The 23,791-nt window shown below is 62.9% G+C and carries 23 protein-coding genes; 14 read left to right on the plus strand and 9 right to left on the minus strand.

The genetic code is table 11. The features are described from left to right. Positions 1 to 29: 29 nt before the first annotated feature. Entirely contained in the window at positions 30 to 1,235 is a 1,206-nt protein-coding gene (locus J2W49_RS05645; protein ID WP_310312765.1) for an aromatic ring-hydroxylating oxygenase subunit alpha, read from the minus strand. A 318-nt stretch (positions 1,236 to 1,553) separates the two neighbouring features. Here J2W49_RS05645 and xseB point away from each other — a divergent pair, with 318 nt between their 5' ends. The 7 genes from xseB (at position 1,554) to dut (ending at position 9,122) form a co-directional block, all read left to right on the plus strand. Next, the gene (xseB, locus tag J2W49_RS05650; protein WP_310312769.1) at positions 1,554 to 1,823 is read left to right on the plus strand and encodes an exodeoxyribonuclease VII small subunit; all 270 of its coding nucleotides are present in this window, start codon (positions 1,554 to 1,556) and stop codon (positions 1,821 to 1,823) included. After that, entirely contained in the window at positions 1,820 to 2,725 is a 906-nt protein-coding gene (locus J2W49_RS05655; RefSeq protein WP_405000992.1) for a polyprenyl synthetase family protein, read from the plus strand. Before xseB ends, J2W49_RS05655 begins: the two co-directional genes overlap by 4 nt. A gap of 34 nt (positions 2,726 to 2,759) precedes the next feature. Next, on the plus strand, positions 2,760 to 4,655 hold the full coding sequence (gene dxs, locus J2W49_RS05660; RefSeq protein ID WP_310312772.1) for a 1-deoxy-D-xylulose-5-phosphate synthase: 1,896 nt from the start codon (positions 2,760 to 2,762) through the stop codon (positions 4,653 to 4,655). Between the two features lie 329 nt (positions 4,656 to 4,984). Next, positions 4,985 to 6,064, plus strand: coding sequence for a TRAP transporter substrate-binding protein (locus J2W49_RS05665; protein WP_310312776.1), 1,080 nt, complete (start codon positions 4,985 to 4,987; stop codon positions 6,062 to 6,064). Positions 6,065 to 6,247: 183 nt separating this feature from the next. Next, positions 6,248 to 6,850, plus strand: coding sequence for a TRAP transporter small permease subunit (locus J2W49_RS05670; RefSeq protein ID WP_310312779.1), 603 nt, complete (start codon positions 6,248 to 6,250; stop codon positions 6,848 to 6,850). After that, positions 6,847 to 8,649 carry a TRAP transporter large permease gene (locus J2W49_RS05675; protein ID WP_310312781.1) on the plus strand — a complete coding sequence of 601 codons (1,803 nt, stop codon included), beginning with the start codon at positions 6,847 to 6,849 and terminating at the stop codon, positions 8,647 to 8,649. The genes J2W49_RS05670 and J2W49_RS05675 overlap by 4 nt, the downstream gene beginning before the upstream one ends. 23 nt (positions 8,650 to 8,672) lie before the next feature. Next, the gene (gene dut / locus J2W49_RS05680) at positions 8,673 to 9,122 is read left to right on the plus strand and encodes a dUTP diphosphatase (protein ID WP_310312783.1); all 450 of its coding nucleotides are present in this window, start codon (positions 8,673 to 8,675) and stop codon (positions 9,120 to 9,122) included. A gap of 111 nt (positions 9,123 to 9,233) precedes the next feature. Here the strand turns inward: dut and J2W49_RS05685 are convergent, their stop codons facing one another. Beyond that, positions 9,234 to 9,785 carry an FKBP-type peptidyl-prolyl cis-trans isomerase gene (locus J2W49_RS05685; protein WP_310312785.1) on the minus strand — a complete coding sequence of 184 codons (552 nt, stop codon included), beginning with the start codon at positions 9,783 to 9,785 and terminating at the stop codon, positions 9,234 to 9,236. A 14-nt stretch (positions 9,786 to 9,799) separates the two neighbouring features. On the opposite strand from J2W49_RS05685, the gene J2W49_RS05690 reads away from it, so the two are divergent. The 3 genes from J2W49_RS05690 (at position 9,800) to J2W49_RS05700 (ending at position 12,019) form a co-directional block, all read left to right on the plus strand. After that, positions 9,800 to 10,954 (plus strand): JmjC domain-containing protein, encoded by a 1,155-nt coding sequence (locus J2W49_RS05690; RefSeq protein ID WP_310312787.1) that lies wholly within the window; start codon positions 9,800 to 9,802, stop codon positions 10,952 to 10,954. A 35-nt stretch (positions 10,955 to 10,989) separates the two neighbouring features. Beyond that, a complete protein-coding gene (locus J2W49_RS05695) occupies positions 10,990 to 11,505 on the plus strand; it encodes a hypothetical protein (RefSeq protein WP_310312789.1) in 516 nt (171 codons plus the stop codon). Between the two features lie 136 nt (positions 11,506 to 11,641). Further along, positions 11,642 to 12,019, plus strand: a complete 378-nt coding sequence (locus J2W49_RS05700; protein WP_310312792.1) for a hypothetical protein — start codon at positions 11,642 to 11,644, stop codon at positions 12,017 to 12,019. A 160-nt stretch (positions 12,020 to 12,179) separates the two neighbouring features. Here the strand turns inward: J2W49_RS05700 and bamC are convergent, their stop codons facing one another. The 5 genes from bamC to J2W49_RS05725 form a co-directional block, all read right to left on the minus strand. Beyond that, positions 12,180 to 13,319 (minus strand): outer membrane protein assembly factor BamC, encoded by a 1,140-nt coding sequence (bamC, locus tag J2W49_RS05705; protein WP_310312795.1) that lies wholly within the window; start codon positions 13,317 to 13,319, stop codon positions 12,180 to 12,182. A 56-nt stretch (positions 13,320 to 13,375) separates the two neighbouring features. Then, complete coding sequence (dapA, locus tag J2W49_RS05710) at positions 13,376 to 14,263, minus strand: 4-hydroxy-tetrahydrodipicolinate synthase (RefSeq protein WP_310312797.1); 888 nt, start codon at positions 14,261 to 14,263, stop codon at positions 13,376 to 13,378. A gap of 81 nt (positions 14,264 to 14,344) precedes the next feature. Next, complete coding sequence (locus J2W49_RS05715; protein ID WP_310312800.1) at positions 14,345 to 14,899, minus strand: class I SAM-dependent methyltransferase; 555 nt, start codon at positions 14,897 to 14,899, stop codon at positions 14,345 to 14,347. Further along, positions 14,899 to 15,021 (minus strand): hypothetical protein, encoded by a 123-nt coding sequence (locus J2W49_RS05720; protein ID WP_310312803.1) that lies wholly within the window; start codon positions 15,019 to 15,021, stop codon positions 14,899 to 14,901. Before J2W49_RS05720 ends, J2W49_RS05715 begins: the two co-directional genes overlap by 1 nt. After that, the gene (locus tag J2W49_RS05725; RefSeq protein WP_310312806.1) at positions 15,018 to 16,268 is read right to left on the minus strand and encodes an MFS transporter; all 1,251 of its coding nucleotides are present in this window, start codon (positions 16,266 to 16,268) and stop codon (positions 15,018 to 15,020) included. Before J2W49_RS05725 ends, J2W49_RS05720 begins: the two co-directional genes overlap by 4 nt. 169 nt (positions 16,269 to 16,437) lie before the next feature. Between J2W49_RS05725 and J2W49_RS05730 the strand changes: the two genes are divergently transcribed. From J2W49_RS05730 to J2W49_RS05745, 4 genes are all read left to right on the plus strand, one after another. After that, positions 16,438 to 18,408 carry a DNA topoisomerase IV subunit B gene (locus J2W49_RS05730; RefSeq protein ID WP_310312809.1) on the plus strand — a complete coding sequence of 657 codons (1,971 nt, stop codon included), beginning with the start codon at positions 16,438 to 16,440 and terminating at the stop codon, positions 18,406 to 18,408. Positions 18,409 to 18,545: 137 nt separating this feature from the next. Then, complete coding sequence (parC, locus tag J2W49_RS05735; RefSeq protein WP_310312811.1) at positions 18,546 to 20,888, plus strand: DNA topoisomerase IV subunit A; 2,343 nt, start codon at positions 18,546 to 18,548, stop codon at positions 20,886 to 20,888. Then, complete coding sequence (locus J2W49_RS05740) at positions 20,888 to 21,067, plus strand: hypothetical protein (RefSeq protein ID WP_310312813.1); 180 nt, start codon at positions 20,888 to 20,890, stop codon at positions 21,065 to 21,067. Before parC ends, J2W49_RS05740 begins: the two co-directional genes overlap by 1 nt. Before the next feature lie 247 nt (positions 21,068 to 21,314). Continuing rightward, positions 21,315 to 21,860: a phasin family protein gene (locus J2W49_RS05745; protein ID WP_310312816.1), complete on the plus strand. Its 546-nt coding sequence runs from the start codon at positions 21,315 to 21,317 to the stop codon at positions 21,858 to 21,860. Positions 21,861 to 22,059: 199 nt separating this feature from the next. Here the strand turns inward: J2W49_RS05745 and J2W49_RS05750 are convergent, their stop codons facing one another. Next, a complete protein-coding gene (locus tag J2W49_RS05750) occupies positions 22,060 to 22,413 on the minus strand; it encodes a DUF5368 domain-containing protein (protein WP_310312818.1) in 354 nt (117 codons plus the stop codon). A 19-nt stretch (positions 22,414 to 22,432) separates the two neighbouring features. Further along, positions 22,433 to 23,773: an NAD(P)/FAD-dependent oxidoreductase gene (locus J2W49_RS05755; protein WP_310312820.1), complete on the minus strand. Its 1,341-nt coding sequence runs from the start codon at positions 23,771 to 23,773 to the stop codon at positions 22,433 to 22,435. Positions 23,774 to 23,791: the final 18 nt, after the last annotated feature.

Here is a 23,791-nt window from a genome sequence, read left to right on the forward strand (position 1 = left end):
CGCCGCTGCGCGGACAGCGTCGTCCAGGGTCACCGCGGAACCGGCTTTGCCGGGCCGCTGGTGACGCCCCCCTGGGGGGGTGACGCCGAAGGCGGCGCGGGGGGGATCATCCTCTCCCTATACCATTCATGGAAGTGCTGCATGCCATCTTCCATCGGGCTCTGGTAGGGCCCCACCTCGTTGTCGCCACGCGCCAGCAGCGCTTTGCGTCCCGCATCCATGCGTTCGGCAATCTCGTCGTCTTCAATACACGTTTCCATGTAGGCCGCGCGCTGCGCCTCGACAAACTCCCGCTCGAAGGCCGCGATGTCCTCCGGGTAGAAAAATTCCACCCGGTTGAGCGTCTGGTCCACGCTGATGGGGTGCAGGGTGGAAACGGTGAGCACGTGCGGGTACCACTCCACCATGATGTGCGGGTAGTAGGTGAGCCAGATGGCGCCGTGCTCAGGCATTTTGCCCTCCCGGTATTGCATCAATTGCTCGTGCCAGCGCTGGTACACGGGGCTACCGGCCTTCTTTTCCAGGTTCTGGGCACCCACGGTCTGTACCGAAAATTCCGGCTTGAACTCCCAGCGCAGGTCTTCGCAGGTCACGAAATTGCCCAGGCCCGGGTGGAAGGGGCCGACATGGTAGTCCTCGAGGTAGACCTCGATGAAGGTTTTCCAGTTGTAGTTGCAGGTGTGCAATTCCACGTGGTCGAGCACCATGCCTTCAAAGCTGAGCGCGGCGCGTGGCCCCATGCCCGCCAGATCGGCCTCGATATCCCGGCCGTTGTCCTCGAACAGCAGGCCATTCCACTCGCGCAGCGGGTAGCGCTTCAGGTTCAGGCAGGGGTCTTGCGCAAAATGCGGCGCTCCCAGCAGGGAGCCGAGTGGCGCCTGTTGCCCGCCGCTGTAGGTCCAGCGATGCAGCGGACACACGATCTGACCGCCCGCGTGGCCGGCCTTCTGCTCAGCCAGATTGCCCCGACCCTTGAGCATCACGGCCTGCCGGTGGCGGCAGACATTGGAGACAAGCTCCACGCCCTGGGCCGTGCGCACCAGCGCGCGGCCTTCGCCCTCATGCTGCAGCGTCTGGTAATCGCCCACGTTGGGCACTGCGTTGGCGTGCCCCACATACCGGGGCCCGCGCTGAAAGATCGTTTCCAGTTCGCGCTGGAACAGCGCCTGGTCAAAATAGCTGGAAACCGGGAGTTGGCTTCTGGCCTGCTGAAATTGAAGACTTAAATCAGACATGGTGGTCGTGACCTAGAGACTCCCCCTATGAAGGGGCAGGGTAAGCGCTGGTCGAAGATCGAATTCGCGCGGGAAGGGTGAAGTGGTGCGTCCCTCCGGACAATGATTGTCCGTCGTAGAAGAAAAAAGGGCGGATTGTACAGGTGGGGCGAAATGACGCAGCAAGAAACGCGCCCGACGGGCAGGGTGTCGCCTGCAGAATCGGCTTCGATGGTGGCGGAGGGATAAAATTCCCGAGATCACGTTTCAATCAGGTGGCACCCGGCCTTGCCTTGGTTGACGTTCACGAGGCCCGTGGCCCGGTTGACAAACTCCCCGATGACGACAGCACCTCCGACCAAAACCTCAAAATCGCTTGCCAGACCTGCCCAGGCGTCCGAGCCCGCCGCCAGCTACGAGGCTGCGCTTGAAGAGCTGGAGCAATTGGTGGCGCAACTGGAAGCCGGACAACTGCCACTGGACCAGTTGCTTGAGCGTTACCAGCGAGGCGCTGCCTTGCTGGCTTTCTGTCGTGATCGACTGGAGGCGGTGGACAAGCAGATCAAGGTGCTCGAAGGTGGCGAACTCAAACCCTGGGACGCCACGTGAACGCCAGAACATCTGAAAACGCCTCATTCGTCGCGTGGCGCGCGCAGGCCCAGCAGGCGGTGGAAACGGCGCTGTCGAACTGGGTGCTGCCTGGTGCACCGGCCGGTCTGGGTGATGCCATGCGTTATGCCGTGCTTGACGGTGGCAAGCGATTGCGTCCCTTGCTGGTGCTGGCCACCAGTGAAGCCGTTTCCGGCGATGCGGCTGCGGCCATGCGGGCCGCCTGTTCGGTGGAACTGATCCATGCCTATTCCCTGGTCCATGACGACATGCCCTGCATGGACAACGATGTGTTGCGGCGAGGCAAGCCGACAGTGCATGTGAAGTTTGGCGAGGCCCAGGCCTTGCTTGCAGGCGATGCCCTGCAGGCACTGGCCTTTGAACTGCTGGTGCCCGGCGACGCCAGCGTGCCGCTTGGCCTGTCTGTTGCGCTGTGCCGCCTGCTGGCGCTGTCGGCGGGTGCGGATGGCATGGCCGGTGGTCAGGCGGTGGACCTGGCCAGTGTGGGCAAGTCGCTCGATCTGCCCTCGCTGGAAGCCATGCACCGCCGCAAGACGGGGGCGCTGCTGCAGGCCAGTGTCATGATGGGGGCTGCCACCGGGCAAGTCAGCAGCGAAGCCACTGCCCAGCTGCAACGCTTTGGTGCCAGCCTTGGGCTGGCTTTTCAAGTGGTTGACGACATACTGGACGTCACCGCCGATTCCGCCAAGCTGGGCAAGACTGCGGGCAAGGATGCTGCCTGCGACAAGCCCACCTTCGTTTCACTGATGGGGCTGGAATCGGCCCAGCAATACGCCGACCGGGCGCTCGCCGAGGCCCATGATGCCCTGAGCCAGACCGGTCTTGTCCATCGCGATGTTCTTCACTCGCTCGCCGACTGGGTCGGCCGACGCGATTGTTGAACCGCCATTCGAACAGCGATCCACGCGCAGTCCCATGTCATCTTTGTTGTCCACGATCGAATCGCCCGCCGACCTGCGGCTACTCACCCGCGCCCAGTTGCATCCGTTGGCCGACGAGTTGCGCAGTTACCTGCTGGAGAGTGTGGCGCGCACCGGTGGCCACCTGAGTTCCAACCTGGGTACCGTGGAGCTCACGGTGGCCTTGCACTACGTGTTCAACACGCCTGATGACCGGCTGGTCTGGGACGTGGGGCACCAGACGTATCCACACAAGATCCTGACCGGCCGACGTGACCAGATGCACACGCTCAGGCAGCTCGACGGCATCAGCGGGTTCCCTCGCCGCAGTGAAAGTGAATACGACACCTTTGGCACCGCCCATTCGTCCACCAGCATCTCGGCTGCGCTGGGCATGGCGCAGGCGGCCCGGATCAAGGGTGAGGACCGCAATGCCGTGGCCATCATCGGCGACGGCGCCATGACCGCAGGCATGGCGTTCGAGGCCCTGAACAACGCGGGCGTGGCCGAGGGCCGCTTGCTGGTGGTGCTCAATGACAACGACATGTCGATTTCACCGCCCGTGGGTGCCTTGAACCGTTACCTGGCCCAACTCATGAGCGGGCAGTTTTACGCCGCCGCCAAGAACGTGGGCAAGCAGGTGCTGAAGAACGCACCCCCCCTCTTCGAGCTGGCCAAGCGGCTGGAAGAGCACGCCAAGGGCATGGTGGTGCCCGCCACGCTTTTCGAGAAGTTCGGCTTCAACTACATCGGCCCCATCGATGGCCATGACCTTGAATCGCTGATTCCCACGCTGGAAAACATCAGGCAGTTGCTGGAGGCCGGTAGCGGTCCCCAGTTCCTCCATGTGGTCACGCGCAAAGGCCAAGGTTACAAACTCGCCGAAGCCGATCCCATCGCTTACCACGGCCCTGGCAAGTTCGACCCGGCCGTGGGCTTGAAGCCACCAACGAGCACGCCCAAGACCACCTTCACGCAGGTGTTCGGGCAATGGCTTTGCGACATGGCGGCTGCCGATCCCAAACTGGTGGGCATCACGCCTGCCATGCGCGAAGGCTCTGGCATGGTCGAGTTCGAGCGCCGCTTCCCGGACCGCTATTTCGACGTGGGCATTGCCGAACAGCACGCGGTGACCTTTGCTGCCGGCTTGGCCTGCGAAGGATTGAAGCCGGTGGTGGCCATTTATTCAACCTTCCTGCAGCGTGGCTACGATCAGTTGATCCACGATGTCGCGCTACAGAATCTTCCGATGGTGTTTGCTCTGGACCGAGCCGGTCTGGTGGGCGCCGACGGTGCGACCCATGCGGGGGCCTACGACATTGCTTTTGTGCGATGCATCCCGAACATGGCGCTGGCATGTCCCGCGGATGAGGCCGAGTGTCGCCAGCTGCTTTCCACCGCGCACGAACAGAACCATCCCGTCGCCGTGCGGTATCCGCGCGGTGCAGGCGCCGGCGTGGCTGTGCCCGCCACCCTGGAAGGCTTGCCCTACGGCAAGGGGGAAATTCGACGCCAGGGCCGGAGCGTGGCCATTCTGGCGTTCGGCACCTTGCTCTATCCCGCCCTCAAGGCGGCAGAGAAGCTGGGAGCGAGCGTGGCCAACATGCGGTGGGTCAAACCGCTCGACGTGGAGCTGCTTCTTGAACTGGCCCGCACGCATCAGGCGATCGTCACGGTCGAAGAGGGCTGCGTGCAAGGTGGGGCCGGCGGCGCCGTACTCGAAGCCTTGCAGGCCGAGGGTTTTACACTGCCGGTGCTGACACTGGGTTTGCCCGACGTCTTCATCGAGCATGGGGACCCCGCCAAGCTGTTGAGCATGGTGGGTCTCGACGCTGAGGGCATCGAGCGCTCGGTGCGCGAGCGATTCTCAGCCATCGTTGACGCTTCTCCTGGCCTGAAAGTGGTGGCCTGAACCTGCTCAAGACGGCCCGCATTCGCATCTCATCTGCTGAATGTGCCGGCCTTTCGTGGCCTTCATGGTGATCTTGCATCACCTCGGCCTTGCCTTTGCACGGCATGAGCGGGGTTTTCGGTTTCGCATCTGAGCGGTGGCGTGACGCGGGGACCGGTCCTGTTTCGAAGCTTGCAAGAGGCTGAATACTCACCCTCAGGCACCCGTTTTCGAGGGAAAACCCCCACCGGTCATGGTGACCCCGTTCCTACAATTCCCCTTGACTATCGAGTCACCTGCCTGGATCACCGGGTCGGGTCTTTCCCATACCAACCACGGAGTCAATCGATATGGATCGTCGTTCACTCATCAAGCACGCAGGCATCGCCGGCGTGCTGGCAGCAGGGGCCGCACCTGCGGTTCACGCCCAGGCCGCCATTCGCTGGCGTCTGGCCTCCAGCTTCCCCAAGGCGCTGGACACCATCTACGGAGCGGCAGAAGTTTTCGCCAAGAAGGTCGGCGAAATGTCCGGCGGCAAGTTCTCGGTCTCGGTGCATCCGGGCGGTGAGCTCATGCCCGCGTTCGGCGTGGTTGATGGCGTGCAGGAAGGCACCGTGGAGTGCGCACACACCGCGCCGTACTACTTCTTCGGCAAGGACGACACCTTTGCTCTGGACTGCGCCATTCCCTTCGGCCTCAACAGCCGCCAGATGACCGCGTGGATGTACGAAGGCAACGGCATGAAGCTGATGCGCGAGTTCTACGAGGGCTACAACATTGTGAACTTCCCCATGGGCAACACCGGTGCACAAATGGGTGGCTGGTACCGCAAGGAAATCAAGAGCCTTGCCGACATCCAGGGCCTGAAGATGCGCATCGGCGGTTTCGCCGGCAAGGTGCTCACCACCATGGGCGGCGTGCCACAGAACATTCCCGGCGGCGAGATCTACCAGGCGCTGGAAAAAGGCACCATCGACGCCACCGAGTGGGTTGGCCCTTACGACGACCAGAAGCTCGGCTTCAACAAGGTCGCACCCAACTACTACTACCCTGGCTGGTGGGAAGGTGGCCCACAGCTCTCGCTGTACATCAACAACAAGGCCTATGCTGCCCTGTCGCCAGAGAACAAGGCCATTGTGGAATGCGCTGCTGCCATCGCGCACACCACCATGCAGGCCAAGTACGACGCACTGAACCCGGGCGCCCTCAAGCAGCTCGTGGCTTCGGGCACCAAGGTGCTGCCGTTCCCCAAGGCGGTCATGGACGCTGCTTTCAAGAATTCGATGGCGCTCTATTCGGACATCAGCAGCAAGAACGCGAAGTGGAAGAAGATTTACGACGACTACTCGGCCTTCCGCAAGGATCAGAACCTCTGGTTCCGTTTCACCGAAGCCCAGTTCGATCGCTACATGCAGTCTGCCAGCCTGTAATCGGCCCTTCAGTCCGATCAGAAAACCCCGCACCTGCGGGGTTTTTTGATCGGTTACCGTGCCCCGCCAGTCGCAGACGTGGCTGCTGCCGTCAGCCGTTCTTCAGTCCTCGTCCATGTCTGCCACGTAGACTCGCGTGTCGCTTCAAGCACCCGCACAAGCATTTGCGTCCAAGGGACCATCATGTCGTTATTGCTCAGAATCTCACGCCTCATTGACGCCATCGGCGATCTGATCGGCAAAGGAGCCATGTGGCTCATCCTGGCCGCCACGGTCATCAGCGCCGGCAACGCCATTGTGCGCAAGGTGTTCAACGTCAGCTCCAACGGATTGCTTGAAATCCAGTGGTACCTGTTTGCGGCCGTGTTCATGCTTGGCGGTGGCTATGCCTTCCTTCGCAATGCCCATGTCCGCATCGATTTCATCTCCAGCAAGTTCAGCCCGCGCACGCGCAACTGGATCGACGTCGCCGGCATCATCGTTTTCCTCTTTCCCATGTGCTACATGATGGCCACGCTGGGTTGGCCGTTGTTCGAGCGCGCATGGAACACGGGCGAAATGTCGTCGAACGCGGGTGGCCTCATCCGTTGGCCGGTGTACGGCCTCATTCCACTGGGCTTCACGCTGCTGTTCATCCAGGGCGTGTCTGAGCTCATCAAGCGGTTCGCGTTCATCACAGGTCAAGGGCCCGATGTCTTGAGCCACACCGGGCCTTCCGAGGCGGAACTGCTGGCCGAACAAATTGCCGCCGACGAAAAAGCGCGTCGCGCAGGAGCCGCGACATGATTGAACTGCTGACTCAGAATTTTGTGCCCGTGATGTTCGCGGGCCTGCTGATCTTTCTGCTGGCGGGTTTTCCGGTGGCATTCTCGCTGGCCGCCACAGGCCTGTTTTTTGGCTTTATTGGCATGGAGCTGGGGCTGTTTCCCTCCAACCTGTTCCAGGCACTCCCGCTGCGGGTCTTCGGCATCATGCAGAACGACACGCTGCTGGCGATTCCGTTCTTTACGCTGATGGGCATCATCCTGGAGCGCAGCCGTATGGCCGAAGACCTGCTGGAGACGGTGGGCCAGGTTTTTGGTCCGCTGCGCGGCGGCGTGGGCATTGCCGTGGTGCTGGTGGGTGCATTGCTGGCTGCGACCACGGGCGTGGTGGCCGCTTCGGTGATCTCCATGGGCCTGATCGCCATGCCGATCATGTTGCGCTACGGGTACAACCGCACCATCGCCACCGGCACCATCACCGCTTCAGGCACGCTGGCTCAGGCCTTGCCGCCCTCGCTGGTGTTGATCGTGCTGGCCGACCAGCTCGGCCGTTCGGTGGGGGACATGTACGCTGGTGCGCTGGTACCCGGCTTGATGCTGGTCGGCCTGTATCTGCTGTTCATTGTGGTCGTTGCACTGGTGAAGCCAGGCTGGGTGCCGGCCTTGCCACCCGAAGCCCGTATCTACAGCGAACCCAATGGTTCCAGTGGCCACCGCTCGCTGGTGCTGCTGCTGGCCATCTGTGCGGTGGTCAGCGTGGGCTGGGCGCAAATTCACGAGAGTGTGATGAACCCATGGCTGGGCCGGGAACTGCCGGCGCCGCGCGATGAGGTGTTTATTTTGTCCACCACCATCGGTGCTTTTCTGGCGCTGGGCCTGGCGTTGGTGAATCGGTTGTTCAAGATCGGTCTGCTCTCCCGACTGACCGAGCGCGTCACCTTCGTGTTGATCCCGCCGCTGGTGCTGATCTTCCTTGTGCTGGGAACGATCTTCCTTGGCATTGCCACACCCACCGAGGGTGGCGCCATGGGCGCCCTGGGCGCCCTGATCATGGCCGGCGCCCGCCGCACGCTGTCTTTCAGCCTGCTCAAGCAGGCGCTGGAGAACACCACCAAGCTGGCCATCTTCGTGATGTTCATCCTGATCGGCTCGACCGTGTTCAGCTTCACCTTCAATGCGGCCGACGGTCACATCTGGGTCGAGCACCTGTTCGACAAACTGCCGGGTGGGCAACTGGGCTTTCTGCTGTTCGTGAACGCGCTGGTCTTCGTGCTGGGCATGTTCATCGATTTCTTCGAAATTGCCTTCATTGTCATTCCACTGCTGGCGCCGGTGGCTGAGAAGCTCGACATCAACCTGATCTGGTTCGGCATCATCCTGGCCATGAACCTGCAAACTTCGTTCCTCACGCCGCCGTTCGGCTTCGCGCTGTTCTACTTGCGCAGTGTGGCGGCCCGCAACGACTACGATGACGTGATCACCGGCAAGCGCATCAAGGCGGTGACGACCGCGCAGATCTACAAGGGATCGATCGCCTTCATCATCCTTCAGCTCATCATGGTCGGTGTCATTCTGTTCAACCCGGGCATCGTCACAGGCAATCTGGACAAGGAGGCTGTGGTGGACGACGCGGCTGTCACCGACATGCTCAACAACATGCAGGACTTGCAGGGCTTTGACGAGCCGATGCCTGCGCCAGACTTCGGCCTCCCCGAGCCTGGAGCGGAGGGCAGCGACGCCACACCCGGTCAGCCACAGTCCGCGGCGGAGGAAGACCCTGCCAAGGCGCTGGAAGAGGCGATCAAGCGAGCGGCAGAATGAACGCTGGAGGTGCTTCCGCAACCATGCACATCGATCTCAAAGTTCTTGACGAACGCCTGCGCGAGCAGCCGCCAGCCTACGCCACCCCCGGCAGCGCCGGGCTGGATCTGAGGGCATGCTTGGATGCGCCGCTGACGCTGGCACCCAATGCCTGGCAATTGGTGCCCACCGGTCTGGCCATTCATCTGGCCGACCCGGGCTTCGCGGCCATGATCCTGCCGCGCTCCGGGCTGGGTCATAAACACGGCATTGTGCTGGGCAATCTGGTTGGCCTGATCGACAGCGATTACCAGGGGCAATTGATGGTCAGTGCGTGGAACCGCAGCGATGTGCCATTCACGATCGAACCCATGGAGCGCATCGCGCAAATGGTGATCGTGCCCGTGGTGCAGGCGAGCTTTCGTGTGGTGAACGACTTTGCGGAGGCCAGCGAGCGCGGTTCAGGTGGTTACGGATCGACGGGACGGGGATAGGCACCATCCCGGACGGGCGCGGCCAAGCGCCCGCCTTGCCGAAGCGACCCCATGCATCGATGACGCGGGCATGGCTGGCCGGGCTGTGCGCGGCAGCCCAAGCCATGGCCTTCAATGAAGTGTGCGGGATCCTGGTGAAGGGTCTTCGCCTTCGCCAGAAGGCCGGCTGGGGTCGAGCTGCATACGGAAGAAGCCCGTGCCCAGCGTGCCCAGTCCGACTTCGTTCAATGTGGCCTCGCGAACGGCATGCACCTTCATCTTGATGCGCAAGGCAATGCCCGCCAGAGGGTGGTTGCCATCGAGCACAACATGCTCTGGGTAGATGTCGCTGACGAAGTACAGTCGATCCTTCGGTGCCGCGGAGTTGCCGCCTTCAGGGAGCCCTTCAAACCCCATGCCTTCTTCGATGTGCTCGGGGAACAGGTGGCGGGGTTCAAGAAAAAGCAGGCGATCGTCGTAGTCACCAAACGCGTTCTGTGGTTCCAGGTGCAGTTCAATCGTGTCCCCGGCGACATGACCCTGCAGCGCATCTTCTATCTTGTCGAGCAGATCGGTTCCGCCAACCAGGAACTCGACCGGCTCGTCGAGCGTATCGAGTTCTTCACCCAATGTGTCTTTGAGCGTCCAGGTCAACGCGACCACGCATTGTTCAGAAATTTTCATCCGACAATTGTCCCATGACACCCGTCCGCGCCACCAGTCCCATTGCCCCGTCACCCCATGAGCCTTCTGCATTGCTGGGTGGCCTGTCCCCGGCCCGCTTCATGCAGCGTCATTGGCAGAAGAAGCCCCTGTTGATCCGCGACGCACTGCCTGACTTCGCACCATTGCTGAGCCGCCAGGCGCTGTTTGCCATGACCGCAGACGACGCGGTGGAGTCACGGTTGATTGAACACAAGGATGCTGGCTGGACGCTCCGGCACGGACCTTTTTCGCCCCGCGCCTTTCCGCCGTTGAAGAAAAAGGGCTGGACGCTACTGGTTCAGGGCGTGGATACCCATCTGGATGCCGCCCACGCTTTGCTTCAGAGATTCCGTTTTGTGCCGGACGCGCGGCTCGACGACCTGATGATTTCCTGGGCCAGCGATGGCGGCGGCGTCGGGCCTCACTTTGACAGCTACGACGTGTTCCTGCTTCAGGTCAGCGGACAACGCCGCTGGCGCATTGGTCGGCAGAAAGACCTGTCGCTGGAGCCGGATGTGCCCTTGAAGATACTGAGTCACTTCGAAGCCGAAGAAGAGCACCTGCTCGGCCCGGGCGACATGCTCTACCTGCCGCCTCGGTGGGCCCACGACGGTGTGGCCGTGGGCGGCGATTGCATGACCTATTCGATCGGTTTCCGGGTCCCGCAGCGCGGCGGCCTGGCCGGTGAGCTGCTTCAGCGCATGGCCGATGAATTTGAAGACACCACGCTCTACGCCGATCGGAACCAGCCTGCCACGTCGACGCCCGCTGCCATGCCGTCGGCGCTGGAGGCCTTTGCGGCCGACGCCTTGCAGCGGCTGCTGGCCCAACGCCAGACACTGGCCTGTGCGCTGGGCGAGGTCATGACGGAGCCCAAGCCGCGCGTGTGGTTCGACCAACCCGCTGGCGCCTGGTCGCCCCGGGCCTTGCACCTGGACCGCCGAACCCGCATGATGTACGACGATCGCCATGTGTTCATCAATGGAGAGGGTTTTCGGGCGGGCGGGGCAGATGCCCGGCTCATGCGTCGTCTGGCCGACCAGCGACAGCTCGCCGCAAGCGACGTGCGCAAAGCAAGCACCGCTGCGCTGGCTTTGCTGCAGGAGTGGTTTGAGGCCGGCTGGCTGCAGCTCACCGATCCAGACTGAACCTGACCCCCGCACAGATCAGCGAGGTTTGACTCATGAATCCAGCCACTGACCAGGCCCTCGACAACCCCTCTCTGCCCGAGGGGCGCATATTGGGTCGCCGTGCGTTCGTTGATCTGGTGCGACAAGCCATCGCTGCCGCTGCATCCGAGGGCTGGGTGAAGATGGTGTGGTGCGACCCGGACTTCGCCGACTGGCCCCTGGGTGAGCGCTCGGTGATCGAATCGATGCAGGCTTGGTCGGCCAGCGGGCGCTCGCTGCATCTGCTGGCACAGGACTTTTCCGTGCTTCAGCAACACCATCCCCGGTTTGTGCAGTGGCGCGTGATGTGGTCGCATCTGGTCGAGGCCCGTGCCACAGGCAGAGGGACAGGAGGTGAGCTGCCCAGTGCCCTGTGGACCTCCCAATGGACTATGGAGAGACTGGACTTGAAACACAACGTGGTGGTCGCTACCTTCGACCCGGCCCGGCGCGTGGCGCTGGGCGAGCGTCTGGATGCCGCATGGCACAAGGCGTCACCCTCATTTCCGGCAAGCACCTTGGGTCTGTAGAGGGCGTCGCAGCGTGCGTGCATGAGCACATCTCGAAGAAATGCGTAAGAAATGAAAGCGTTGGTTGGCTGGGTGATGCCAGCGCCCTTCGGGCGTATCATCTGGCCGCGTCATTTCATTCAAGGGAGCCTTTGCCATGAAAACAGCCATCTTGTTCGCCGCTTTGTTGACCGCCACGGCCATGTCTGCCTGCAGCAAACCGGAAGAGCCGACGGTGGTTGTGCCAACAACCGTTGAGTCCACCAGGAACGCCACATCCGAGGCAGCGGAAGAAGTCAAGGAAGGTGCGGCGGCCGTCACAGAGGCAACCAAAGAAGCGGCCAAAGATGGTGCGGAGCTTGCCAAGGAGGCGACAGGTGCCATTGCAGAAAGCGCGACCGAGGCCGGTGAGGCGGCAATGAAGGCGGCCAAGGAAGCGGGCGCTGCCGCTGCCGAGGCAGCGGAGGAGGCTGCACAACGGGCCTCCGATGCTGCCAAGGCGACCGCCGAGGCTGCGAAAAAGCAGGCGCAGTGATTGCCGCTCAGGCGCATCCTTCTGCGATGCCACGGAACTTGCGGGTGACCTGAACCTGTCGCCAGCATCGTCAGGTTGTCACATGCCCTCAGTGCCGAGGGCTCACCATGAAAAAACCGCCACACGGGCGGTTTTTTCATGGGACGCGGCATCCGGTGCCTTACTTGAGGTCGTCGGCCAGAAGTGTCAGGATGCGCTGCGCGTTCGCCGAACTGTCGGGCTTCCCCTCGCTGGAAAGCACGGTCACAGTGGTGATGTTGTCGGCGCTGACCACCGACACCCGGTAGCGCACCGGCGCATTTTCGGCTCTGGAGGCGCCAAACACCCGGCTGATCAATCCTGGCTGACCCTTGTCGGCGCGTGGCTCCACATACCGGACGAAGTAAATTCCCTGGCTGCGGTTGCGATCCTCGACGGTGAAACCGGTGCGGTCCAGTGCCAGGCCCACCCGGCGCCAGCCGCGGTCAAAACCATCTTCAAACTGCATCACGGGCACGTTGTTGGCCGTGGTCACACGCGCCGCAGCCACCACAGGTGCGGTGGCCGTGACGGCCTGGGATTGTGCTTCGCTCACGCCCAGTCGAACCATCAGCCGGCGCAGGAACTCGGTTTCCAGCTCCACGTCAGCCGGCCGGGGCTGCCAACGGGTGTCTTCCTTCTGCGTGTTGGTGTAGACCTCGATCATGCCGCGGTGGCTGATGTAGATCTCCGTGCCGCCTGAAGGTGTGCGTTCCAGACGGGTGCGGAAACGGTCGCGTTCCGCAGTGGAGTAGAACGAGTCAAGCACCCGGCCCAGTGTGCGGCGGATGAAATCCTGCGGCAACTTGGCACGGTTTTCGGCCCAGTCTGTTTCCATGATGCCGAGCGCTTCCTGATCGAGTTCCAGCACAAAGCCGTTCTCTTGCCAGAAGGAACGCACCGGTTCCCAGAGTGCATTGGCCGGGCGGTCCACCACCAGCCAGCGCTGGCTGCCCGCTCGCTCGATGCGCACGTCGCCGACGGTGGAGGCCGCTGTGCTGCCACCCGGCTGCGCAGGTTGGCCCGCTTCGAAGCCACTGGCCGTGACCGTCGCGCCTGGCACGTTGAAGCGGTTGTCGCGGTTGAGCTGGGTCAGATCAGGGGGCACTTCCAGGGTGCTGCCGCGTTGCGCGCTCTTGTAGTCGATCTTGTCTTCCTGAAGCACGGTGCAGCCGCTGAACAGGGCTGCGGCGGTGATGGCAATCAGCGTGGCGCGCAAGGGCGTGGCGCCGGTGTCAACCTGCGGGCGGGAGATGGGCGTTGACGCGTTCAATGGAAGCATGAATGGACTCGGTTGTTCAGAGGATGGCAGGTAGGAGTCTGACAGGTCGCAGAGGTTCAGGCGATCAGGCCGCTGTCCTGCAGGGCGCTTTCCACGATGGACTCGTACGCAGCGGCCATGGGTGTGAGAGGCAGGCGCATCGCCGGTCCGCACAGACCCATGCGGGCCATCGCCCACTTGAGTGGAATCGGGTTGGATTCGACGAACAGGTGCTTGTGCACAGGCATCAGTCGGAACTGGATGTCCATGGCGCGTCTGGCGTCACCGGCCATGGCCGCCACGCACAACTCATGCATCAGGCGCGGCGCAATATTGGCCGTCACGCTGATGTTGCCGTGGCCACCGCACAGCATCAAGGCCACGGCGGTCGGGTCGTCACCGGAATAGATGGCAAAACCTTCGGGCGCTTCGCGAATGAGCCATTGCGCCCGCTCGATGTTGCCGGTGGCGTCCTTGATGCCGACGATGCCGTCGATCTGGGCCAGACGAAGGGTGGTGTCAACCGACATGTCGGCCACGCTGCGACCAGGCACGTTGTAGAGCACGATGGGCAGGTCGCCCGAGGCTTCCGCGATGGCCTTGAAGTGCTGGTACTGGCCTTCCTGAGTGGGCTTGTTGTAGTAGGGCACCACTTGCAGCTGGCAATCGGCGCCCACGCCCTGGGCAAACCGGGCCAGTTCAATGGCTTCTGCCGTGGAGTTGGCGCCGCAGCCCGCCATGATGGGCACGCGCTTGGCCGCCTGCTCGACGGCAACCCGGATGATCTCGCAGTGCTCTTCCACGGTCACCGTGGGCGATTCGCCGGTGGTGCCGACCACACCGATGCAGTCGGTGCCCTCGGCAATGTGCCAGTCGATCAGTTCGCGCAGGGTGGGATAGTCCACGCTGCCGTCTTCCAGCATGGGTGTGACCAGGGCAACGGTGCTGCCGGTAATGGTGTTCATAGGCCAGTTGCTCAAAGAAAGCGTGTCTCGCGGACCAGACCATGGATGATCGGCGACGCGCAAGCACGAGGGTGATGCATTCTACCCAGTGGTCGCCAGGGAATGGCGCAGGGGTAGGGCGGACGGTGTTGTCGGTTTTCGTACCGCCGCGATGCGCTGGATGAAGCGCGCTGGCTGGTCGCAGAACCCGTCTTCAAATGCGACCACGTGCAGTTGCTCGCAGACCTGGAGCAGTTCACCGGGCTGCAGCAGGAAGTCGGGTCGCGAGGGCTTGCCTACGGATTCGTTGCCGGCCGCGAAGGTTTCGTAGATCAGCACGCCACCCGGCGCCACGCTGTCCAGCAAGGTGTTCATCAGCGGACGCCACAGGTAATTGGTGACCACCACCGCGTCAAACAGTTCGCCATCAAAGGGCCAGGCCCCGTTTTCAATGTCGGCCTGCACCGCACGACCCAGTGTCTCGACTGATGCGATGGCTTCGGGCGAACGGTCGACGCCGGTGACTCTGTGGCCCGCAGCAGCCAGCCATCGCATGTGCCGGCCATGGCCGCAGGCCACGTCCAGTACCGATCCCCCTGGCCCAATCAGGTGAGCCCAGCGCTGGACCCAGGGCGAGGGTGCTTCGTTGCCGTGCATCAGAAGCAACTCCAGAGCTGGTCGGCCAGGTTCACCAGAAACCCCGGTTGGTTGTAGAGCATGAGCGTGCCCACCAGGGCCAGTGCAATGGCCGCCCATACCGCAAGCCGGGTGGCCGTCACGCCGCCGCTCCTGCACGTTGCGGCCCACGGGCAATGGGTGACTCGCGCACTGGCAGGTTGATCAGTGCCGCAAACACCCCCAAGGCAATGGCGATGTACCACACGATGTCGTAACTGCCGGTGCGGTCGTAAAGCACGCCGCCGAGCCACACGCCCAGGAAACTGCCGATCTGGTGACTGAAGAACACGAAACCGCCCAACATGGACAGGTGCGCGACGCCGAAAATCTGCGCCACCACCGCGTTGGTGGGCGGGATGGTGGAGAGCCAGAGCAGGCCCATGACACTGGCGAACACGTAGACGCTCATGGGCGACAGGGGCACGATCAGGAACACGGCAATCACCACGGCGCGGGCGAAATAGATGAACGCCAGAATGTGCCGCTTCGCCAGTCGCTGCCCCAGGGCGCCCGCCGCATAGGTGCCGATGACGTTGAACAGGCCGATCAACGCGAGCGCATAGCTGGCCACTTGAGGTGAAAGCCCGTTGTCCTTGAGGTAGCTGGGCATGTGCACACCAATGAACACCACCTGAAAGCCACAGACGAAATAACCCGCCATGAGCAACTGGAAGCTGCGGTAACGAAGCGCCTCGCGCAGCGCGTGCATGATGCTCTGGTCGCGCAGCGGCGCGCCGCCGGCCGCAAACCCCGGCTCGCGCAGGCCCAGGGCCAGCGGCATGATGAGCAGCACCGCCGCACCCAGGAACAGCAGGGCTTCCTGCCAGCCGAAGCTGCTGATCAGCCAGCCCTCCACCGGCACCATCAGAAACTGGCCAAAAGACCCGGCCGCAGCGGCCACACCCATGGCCCACGAACGCTTTTCGGCCGGTATCTGGCGCCCGATGACACCGTAGATGACGGCGTAGGTGGTGCCGGCTTGAGCCGCGCCGATCAACACGCCGGTCGTCATGGCAAAAGCGATGGAGGATGTGGACAGCGCCATGCCCACCAGCCCGGCCGCGTACAGCACCGCCCCCACCAGCAACACCCGGAAGGCGCCGAACCGGTCCGCAGCCATGCCGGCGAAGATGCCGAAGGCGCCCCAGGACAGGTTCTGGATGGCCATGGCGAAAGAAAACGTCTCGCGCGTCCAGCCCTGGGCCATGGTGATGGGCTGCAGCCAGAGGCCGAAGCCGTGGCGAATGCCCATGGAGAGTGTCACGATGGCGGCGCCACAGGCAAGCACCTGCCAGAGGCTCAGGCGGGCTGGCTGTTGGAGGGGGGCGGAGGTGGGCGTGGCAGGCATCCGGCGACTTTAGCGAATTGCGCGAGCTTCTGCTTGTCGCGGGCGTGTGCCTGGCCGGTGACATTTCATGCGGCAATTGATGCGATCGGCGCATCAGCAGCTCCGTTCGGGCTCGGTGCATGTGATTCCATACAGGTCTTTGGGGGTGAGACGCTTACAATCCGCCCCCATGGCAAGCAAACCCCCCTCAGAATATTCCGAAGGCTCCATTCGCGTCCTCAAGGGACTGGAGCCGGTCAAGCAGCGCCCGGGCATGTACACCCGCACCGACAACCCGCTGCACATCATCCAGGAAGTCCTGGACAACGCGGCCGACGAAGCGCTGGCCGGGCATGGCAAAAAAATCAAGGTCACGCTGCACACCGATGGCTCGGTCAGCGTGGAAGACGACGGGCGCGGCATTCCCTTTGGTCTGCATCCGGAAGAAAACGCGCCAGTGGTCGAACTCGTGTTCACCCGCCTGCATGCTGGCGGGAAGTTCGACAAGGGCACGGGCGGCGCATACAGCTTTTCGGGTGGACTCCATGGCGTGGGCGTGAGCGTCACCAACGCGCTGTCCACCCGGCTGGAAGTCACCAGCTACCGTGAAGGGCAAGTCGCTCGCCTGGCGTTTTCCGCTGGCGATGTGATCGAGCCGCTGGCCATGACGCCCAAGGGCGAGGGCGACCGCAAGCAGGGCACCACCGTGCGTGCCTGGCCCGACGGCAAGTATTTTGAATCCGCCGCGCTGCCCATGGGCGAGCTCACCCATTTGCTGCGCAGCAAGGCCGTGCTCATGCCCGGTGTGTCGGTCACGCTGGTGAACGAAAAGACCAAGGACACCCAGACCTGGCTCTACAAGGGCGGCTTGCGCGATTACTTGCAGCAGACGCTGCATGGCGACCCGGTGATTCCGTTGTTTGAAGGCGAAGGCTTTGCCGACGCGAAGGATGACAACTTTGCCGAAGGCGAAGGCGCCACCTGGTGTGTGGCCTTCACCGAAGATGGCCAGCCGGTGCGCGAGAGCTACGTCAACCTGATTCCCACCAGCGCCGGCGGCACGCATGAAAGCGGCCTGCGCGATGGCCTGTTCCAGGCGGTGAAGAGTTTCATCGAGCTGCATGCATTGCTGCCCAAAGGGGTGAAGCTGTTGCCGGAAGACGTGTTTGCACGCGCTTCCTATGTGCTCTCAGCCAAGGTACTGGACCCACAGTTCCAGGGCCAGATCAAGGAGCGCCTGAACTCGCGCGATGCGGTGCGCCTGGTCTCCAGCTATGTGCGCCCGGCGCTGGAACTCTGGCTCAACCAGCACGTGGACTACGGAAAGAAGCTGGCCGAACTGGCCATCAAGGCCGCGCAATTCCGCCAGAAAGCGGGGCAGAAGGTCGAAAAACGCAAGGGCTCCGGCGTGGCCGTGCTGCCCGGCAAGCTCACCGACTGCGAAAGCCGCGACCTGGCGCACAACGAGGTGTTTCTGGTGGAGGGCGACTCGGCCGGCGGCAGCGCCAAGATGGGGCGTGACAAGGAATGCCAGGCCGTGTTGCCTTTGCGTGGCAAGGTGCTCAACACCTGGGATGTCGAGCGCGATCGCCTGTTCGCCAACAATGAAATTCACGACATTGCAGTTGCCATCGGTGTGGACCCGCACGGCCCCAACGACACGCCCGACCTCGGCGGCCTGCGCTACGGCAAGGTCTGCATCCTGTCCGACGCCGACGTGGACGGCTCGCACATCCAGGTGCTGCTGCTCACCCTGTTCTTCCGCCACTTTCCCAAGCTCATCGAGGCCGGCCATGTGTACGTGGCTCGTCCCCCGCTGTTCCGGGTGGACGTGCCAGCCCGCGGCAAAAAGCCCGCGAGCAAACAGTACGCGCTCGACGAAGGCGAGCTGCACGCGATCCTCGACAAGTGCGCGAAAGACGGCGTAGCGCCCGACAAGTGCCAGGTCAGCCGCTTCAAGGGCCTGGGCGAGATGAACGCCGAGCAGCTCTGGGACACCACGCTCAACCCCGACACGCGCCGCCTCATGCCGGTGCAACTGGGCGCCATGGACTTTGCGAGCACCGAGGCGCTCATCACCAAGCTCATGGGCAAGGGCGAAGCCGCCTCACGGCGTGAACTGATGGAATTGCACGGCGATTCGGTCGAAGTGGATGTTTGACCCCTCCCCCCGCGCCGCTTCGCGTCACCCCCCAGGGGGCAACATCTGCGACCCGGCAAAGCCGGTTCCGCGATGTTCTGGACTGCAGGCACTTCACGCATAGCCGATCCGTTCCTCGCAAAGATTTCTGATTCCACATGAACGACACCCCTGAACTCGATCTGCAGCCGGCCGATGCGCCCGGTGAAGACAACCTGGCCACCTACGCTCAGCGCGCCTACCTGGAATATGCGCTGTCTGTGGTGAAGGGCCGTGCCTTGCCCGATGTGTGCGACGGGCAGAAGCCGGTGCAGCGCCGCATTTTGTACGCCATGGACCGCATGGGTCTGGGCTTCAGCGGCAATACCGCTGCCAAGCCGGTCAAGAGCGCCCGGGTGGTGGGCGACGTGCTGGGCAAGTACCACCCGCATGGCGACAGCGCGGCGTACGACGCCCTGGTGCGCATGGCTCAAGACTTCTCGCAGCGCTACCCGCTGATCGATGGCCAGGGCAATTTCGGCAGCCGGGACGGCGACGGCGCCGCCGCCATGCGTTACACCGAAGCACGCCTGGCCAAGATCACCGGCCTGCTGCTCGACGAAATCGACCAGGGCACGGTGGACTTCATCCCCACCTACGACGGCTCGTTTGAAGAACCCCGGCAGTTGCCCGCACGCCTGCCATTCAACCTGCTCAATGGCGCCAGCGGCATTGCCGTGGGCCTGGCGACCGAAATCCCCAGCCACAACCTGCGGGAGGTGGCCGACGCCTGTGTGGCGCTGATCAAAACCCCCAAGATCTCAGACGAAGAGCTTGCCGCGATCATTCCCGGCCCAGACTACCCCGGTGGTGGTCAGATCATCAGCCCGGCCAGCGACATTGCCGACGCCTACCGCACCGGCCGCGGCAGCTTGAAGGTGCGTGCGCGCTGGAAGATCGAAGATCTGGCGCGTGGCCAATGGCAGTTGGTGGTGAACGAACTGCCGCCTGGCGTGAGCACGCAGCGCGTGCTCGAAGAGATCGAAGAAATCACCAACCCCAAGGTCAAGGCGGGCAAAAAGGCCCTGAGCCAGGAGCAGACGCAGCTCAAGGCGAGCATGCTCATGGTGCTGGACGTGGTGCGTGACGAATCGAGCAAGGACGCACCCGTGCGACTGGTGTTCGAGCCCAAGAGCAGCCGCATCGAGCAGCAGGAACTCATCACCGCGCTGTTGGCCCACACCAGCCTGGAAAGTTCATCGCCCATCAACCTGACCATGATCGGTCTGGACGGCCGGCCGACCCAGAAGAGCCTGCGGCTCATGTTGAGCGAGTGGATCGAGTTTCGCCAGAGCACCATCGTTCGCCGCACGCGGCACCGGCTGAACAAGGTGCTGGACCGCATCCACATCCTCGAAGGCAGACAGCTCGTCCTGCTGAACATCGATGAGGTGATCCGCATCATTCGCCACAGCGACGAGCCCAAGCCCGCGCTGATCGAGGCCTTCAAGCTCAGCGAACGGCAGGCCGAAGACATTCTCGAAATCCGCCTGCGTCAGCTGGCACGGCTCGAAGCCATCAAGATCGAGCAGGAGCTGAAAGACCTGCGCGAAGAGCAGGGCAAGCTCGAAGATATTCTGGGCAACCCGGCCAGCCTGAAGCGCCTGATGGTCAAGGAGATCGAGGCCGACGCCAAGACCTTTGCCGACCCGCGCCGCACGCTGATCCAGGCCGAGAAAAAGGCCGTCGCCGAAATCAAGGTGGTGGATGAGCCGGTGACGGTCGTCATCTCCAGCAAAGGCTGGGTGCGTGCGCGCACCGGCCACGGCCACGAGGCCGCCAGTTTCGCCTTCAAGGCCGGTGACGGTCTGTATGGCACCTTTGAATGCCGCACGGTGGACACACTCATTGCTTTCGGCAGCAACGGGCGCGTTTACAGTGTGCCGGTGGCCAGCCTGCCTGGCGCTCGCGGCGACGGCCAGCCCATCACCACTTTGATCGAACTCGAAAGCGGCACCCAGCCGCTGCACTACTTCGCTGGCCCGGCCAATGCCACCTTGCTGCTCAGTGGCACCGGTGGTTATGGTTTCCTGGCCACGGTGGAAAACCTGGTCTCGCGCCAGAAGGCTGGTAAGGCCTTCATCAGCGTGGGCGAGGGCGAAACCATCTGCGCTCCTTCGCATGTGGCCAACACCTCGGGCAGCCAACCGCTGGTACCTGCCACGCACGTGGCCTGCGCCTCGACTGGCGGCCGCATCCTCACCTTCGAAATCGGTGAACTCAAGGCGATGGAGAAGGGTGGTCGAGGCCTCATGCTGCTCGATCTCGACGCCAAGGACACCCTGGCCGGTGCAGCGGCCTACACCCGCAGCGTGAAGATCGCAGGCATTGGCCGAGGCGGCAAGGATCGCGACGAAACGCTGGAAATCCGAAGCTTGAACAACGCACGCGCAGCCCGGGCTCGCAAGGGCAAGGCGGCCGACCTGGGCTTCAAGCCCACGCGCATCACGCGGGTGGAATGATGGACATCAGCCTTGCCGGTGTGGTGGTGGCGGCAGCCTGCGCCGCCATTGCCTTCGGGATTGCGCGAGCGATTGCGGCCGCGATGAGAAGGCGTCGGCAGGCCCGCGAAGACGCGAACGCACAGACCCGGCAAAGTCGCCAGGTGCGGCGTGCACTGGCCCGCAAGCACCGGCGCTGAACATCTGGCTGGCCGCTGTGTGCCAGCGCGGCACGATGCTGTCTGCGATGGGGAACAACTGGAACTGGCAGCACCATTCGCCCGGATTGGGGTGGCACCTCTAGTTTTTGCTGCGGCGCAGCAAAAATACTTGCATTGCGCTGAATTCGCCCTAGAATCGACCCCATGCTGCACTGCAACATAAATTGACTTGTCGATTTGTGTTCCACGGTGCCCCGTCCATCCTCTCCACCTTAAGGAAATCGAAATGAACAACCCCGCAGAACACATCATGGCCACCAACAAAGCCAACCTGGAAGCCCTGGAAGGTGCCGCCAAGAAGGCCTACACCGGCGTCGAAAAGCTCGTGGAACTCAACATGGCCGCTTCCAAGGCTGCTCTGGGCGAGTCCTTCAGCTTTGCTCAAGCGGTGATGTCTGCCAAGTCGCCGCAGGAATTCATGTCTGTCCAGGCCGCTTTCTTCCAGCCTCTGGCAGAGAAGTCTGCAGCTTACTTCCAGCACGTGCAAAGCATCGCCACCGAAGGCAGCGCTGATTTCACCCAGCAGATCGAAGCCCAACTGGCCGATGCGCAAAAAGCGATTGGCGCCTCCGTGGACCAGATGGTCAAGAGCGCACCCGCTGGCTCAGAAGCCGCCATGGCGGCTTTCCAGAGCGCATTGAGCAACAGCCAGAAGGCGATCGAGTCTGCTCAAGCCACCATCAAGAAGGCTTCTGCCACCGCGCAAGCCAACTTCGCAACGGCTTCCAAGCAAGCCACCGATATGGCAAAGAAGGCTTCCAAAGCCGCTTGAGCCAGGTCTGGCGGGTCAGCGGCCCGCCAACTTGCTCAGCAAAAAAGAGAGGCTCCTTCGGGAGCCTCTTTTTTTTGTGGCCTTTTTCACATGGCCGGGCTCATCTCACCGCGCGCGGGCAAGCCGGTACGAACAGGCCGGGTGCCATTTCGATCCTGCTCGTTCATGCCCGTGGTCAAAGGCGCAGGCATGGTGCCTGTCAAGTTGCACGCCTGCGTGGTGACAACCAGCCCATGGTCGTGTACGTCAGCACAACGGTGGCCACCAGGCCGACCCCGTAAACCAGCGCAATCAGGAACCAGTCTGCCGGACCGCCCGCGTCGGTGAAGCCCGACGACGAAACCTTGGCCATGATGAACAGCGCCACGACACCGCCGAGAAGGCCCAGCACTTCGGCCTGAATCAGGCGGCGCGACACCACTTGGCGTTCGTGCACCAGCAGCGCCAGGAATGCCGCCAGGCACAACACACCGGCGATCAACATCAGCCACAGCCAGAAGCCGAGCATTTCCTGAAACACCGACAGAAATACCAGAGGATCGAGTTCTTTCACGGTCGTTCTCCTAAAAGGGTCAGGCGTTGCCGCGCAACATGCTGATGTAGGTGGGCTTGAGGGCCATGGTCTTCATGACCCAGCTGATCCACAGCTCCTCCAGGGGCGCGATCACGCTAGGGAAAGACATGATCAGGTTGTCCTTGTAGTCGAACTCGATCAGCATGGCCTGGCCCAGGCGGGTGATCAGCGGGCACGAGGTATAGCCGTTGTAGACCTCGGTGGAGGGCTTGCCTGAAATGTCCCCGAGGAGGTGCGATATCGCCACCGGAACCTGCCACTTCACACTGGCTGCTGTCTTTCCCTTGGGTACGCCGGCGATGTCACCAACGCCGAACACGTTGGGATAGCGCTTGTGCCGCAGCGTCTCGCGGTCGACTTCAACCCAGCCGTCGGCTGCAAACGGGCCTTCGGTCCAGGGCAGGGGGCTGTTGCGCACCACTTCAGGCGCTCGCATGGGTGGCACAACATTGATGAAGTCGTAGTTCTGCTCGACCGAACCCGCAGGGGTCTTGTAAGTGGCGATGCGCTTGTCCAAGTCGATGGCTTGCAGCACATGTTCGTGGTTGACCTTCACGCCCCGGTCCTGGAACAGCATGCGCACCTTTTCGGCGACGATCGGGACACCGAACAGGCTCTTGCTCTGCGCCATGTAGATCATCTCTGCCTTGCTCCGGTTGCCGCGGCGGCGCAGGTAGTCGTCTGTGACAAAGGTGTACTTGAGCGGTGCGCCAGCGCACTTCATTTCACCGGCAGGCCGGCCAAAAAGGCCAATGCCCCCCTTGTCGGCGAACCCGGACATGGCCTTCCATGTGGCGGACGCGCCCTCTGGGCTGTGGTAGATGCTGCCCATGCCGTTCTGGCCAATGCGCGTGGTGTCCATGCCTTCGATGCCTGCGTAGTGCAGCTCCAGCCCGGTGGCCAGGATCAGGAAGTCGTAGGCGATCGTCTTGCCGCTTTCCGTGGTGATCTTGTTGCTATCGGGGTCGATTTCGGCCACCTTCTCCGCCACCCACTCGACCCCTGCGGGGATGTAGCTGCCAGTGCTGGACACAACGTAATCCTGAGGCTTGATGCCCGAGGCCACCAAGGTGAAGCCAGGCTGGTAGTAGTGCGCCTTGCGCCCATCGATGACGGTGATGGAGGCGCCGTCGAGGGCGGCCGCCAGGCGGGAGGCTACTGCCAGGCCAGCAGCACCGCCGCCGGCGATCACGATGCGGGCGCTGCTCTTCATGCTGCTGGCACGCGCCTTTGTGCTGGTCTGCGCAAGCGTCGCTGCCAGCGGCAGGGCGCCCAGGCCGACAAGAAAGCGGCGGCGTGCAGCTTCCACCCGGTGATCTGATGCCTGGAAATCGGCCATGAATGTCTCCTGTTGGTG

It is taken from the genome of Hydrogenophaga palleronii (assembly GCF_031457455.1).
GTDB lineage: Bacteria > Pseudomonadota > Gammaproteobacteria > Burkholderiales > Burkholderiaceae_C > Hydrogenophaga > Hydrogenophaga palleronii_A.